Genomic DNA, 1,782 nt, shown 5'->3' with positions numbered 1-1,782 from the left:
GATACCACCGTTACCTGATAGACCGTTTTTTCTGCCAGTGCCCGGCCCAGGTGTTCACCACCGGTACCGTTGAGATAGATTGCAGCCAGCTCCGGCGCAATGTCCGCTATCTCCGCGATGGTCAGCAGCGCCATCCGCCACAGCAGGGCAGTTTGGCTCGTGTTCAGCGGGATGTCCCGCAAGCCAGCGGTAAAACCATAGCCATCATCGTGCGGTGACGGTATTGCCGTGTCGCAGCTACCGTTCTTCTCGCATTGCCGCGTCAGACGCGAGACGGCGGCATTGTCGGCATTGACGATCTCGCAATGCGCCATGCGCGCCTGCTGTTGCAGCACGGTGAACTGGCAGTCCCAGTGCACGCGGCGTGCCTGTTCTGCCGGATCGGGATGTCCGTTGCGACCGGCTTTTTCCATCTCTCCGGCAATGCGCATCGCCTCGGTGAGACGATTCAGCAGTTGCCGGTTGCCGTCTGCAGCGAATGCATCAATATGCGCGTGCAGCAAGGCAGCTACGGTGTCATCGTCGAGACGCTCACAGAGCCGGCGGTAATCATCCTGGGTGTATATGGTGATAGCTTTTGTATCGTTCGTTGTCATGTCAGTTCCCGCTACATCCTTCGCCATTACCTTCCAGCAGGGCAATAATCTCGCTGTTCAACGAGCGGTGATTGGCTTTTGCCTGCTGCTTCAGCTGCTCTTTCAGCGTCCGGGGCAGGCGCAAAAGAAAGGCCTGGTGTTGGCGGCAGCTGCCGCTGTTTTTGCCGGAATTACTCATGCCTGTGCCTCCCGCGCCCGTTCGGCCCATCGCAGCAAGTCCTCCAGCGCCTGCCCAAACGTCTCGGCATAGGCAAAACCGCTGTGCCAGTTATCCGCATCCTCCGGCATAGCTACCTGCCCCATGACGAGCCAGCCGTACATGCCTGCCTCTCGCATCAGCCGTGTCAGCGCATCCTGCACTATCGGGTCGTCATAATCCGCACCGTCGAATTCGGTGCAGAGCCGTTGGTGGAATGCACGCACATGGGGCAACGGATGCCCGTGGAAATAGCCCCAAACGTCGCGGCAGTCTTCGGCGGTGGCGAGGGTGGACAGCAAACTGAGGAATTCACAGCGATGCTGCGCATTGGCTGTCGCCAGGCAGAAAACACCGCCAATCAGGAATTGCGGTAACTGCTGATGCAGCTTCTCCCACAAGGCGTGGTTGTTCTTTTGCTGCACATCAGGGTCAACCGATTCACTATATTCCTCCTTATATGCATCATATAAATCAGATGGACGATATGATTCGACAACTTTTGAAAACCAGGGTGAGAGCGCGATGGTTGCAATTATCGAAAGAACTATCGGTACCATTTCCAACAGACCACCCGTAATGCTCTGGAAAAACAATACAACTCCAGTAATTGCCGACACCAGAGAAAGCACCATAAACAGTGTGGAAAATATCAAAAGAATCTTGCCTGTAATTGACAGTTTTATTTTCTGTACGTTCCGGGTTGAACCGGCTGATGTAGCCAAATCAAAACGTTCACTGTAGGCAAGAATGAATCCGCTGATCGCATAAAAAACCATCGCTAGCGGAAATGAACTTGCAGATACCCATGCCATGCCAGATATAGATTCGCTCATATGCCAATATCCTTGTGGTGAAGCCATTTTCTTTATTCCGGCACCGGCGGCGTTACCGGAATGCCGAGCGGTACGAAAGCGATCGGAATGCCGACACGGAACAGGTCGCAATCGTGCTGCGTCCATACCGTCCAGGCGTACATGTCGTAGGGAC

The 1,782-nt window shown here is 54.8% G+C and carries 3 protein-coding genes; all 3 read right to left on the bottom strand.

The annotated features are described in order from the left end of the window. The coding region (locus Q0349_RS11480) for a hypothetical protein (RefSeq protein ID WP_298081113.1) at window positions 1–596 on the bottom strand (596 nt) is incomplete at its 3' end. 1 nt (window position 597) lies between these two features. Beyond that, the gene (locus tag Q0349_RS11475) at window positions 598–774 is read right to left on the bottom strand and encodes an Arc family DNA-binding protein (protein ID WP_298081112.1); all 177 of its coding nucleotides are present in this window, start codon (window positions 772–774) and stop codon (window positions 598–600) included. Next, window positions 771–1,628: a hypothetical protein gene (locus tag Q0349_RS11470; RefSeq protein ID WP_298081111.1), complete on the bottom strand. Its 858-nt coding sequence runs from the start codon at window positions 1,626–1,628 to the stop codon at window positions 771–773. The genes Q0349_RS11475 and Q0349_RS11470 overlap by 4 nt, the downstream gene beginning before the upstream one ends. Between the last annotated feature and the right edge of the window lie 154 nt (window positions 1,629–1,782).

Source organism: uncultured Cardiobacterium sp. (genome assembly GCF_938028185.1).
Lineage (GTDB): Bacteria > Pseudomonadota > Gammaproteobacteria > Cardiobacteriales > Cardiobacteriaceae > Cardiobacterium.
The sequence above is the reverse complement of the archived record's forward strand: the minus strand, read 5'-3'. Positions and strand labels throughout refer to the sequence as shown.

What these genes read in the sequence shown, in the direction of transcription:
- Q0349_RS11475 (WP_298081112.1), bottom strand. Translation starts at nt 774, where the DNA reads ATGAGTAATTCCGGCAAAAACAGCGGCAGCTGCCGCCAACACCAGGCC.
- Q0349_RS11470 (WP_298081111.1), bottom strand. Translation starts at nt 1,628, where the DNA reads ATGAGCGAATCTATATCTGGCATGGCATGGGTATCTGCAAGTTCATTT.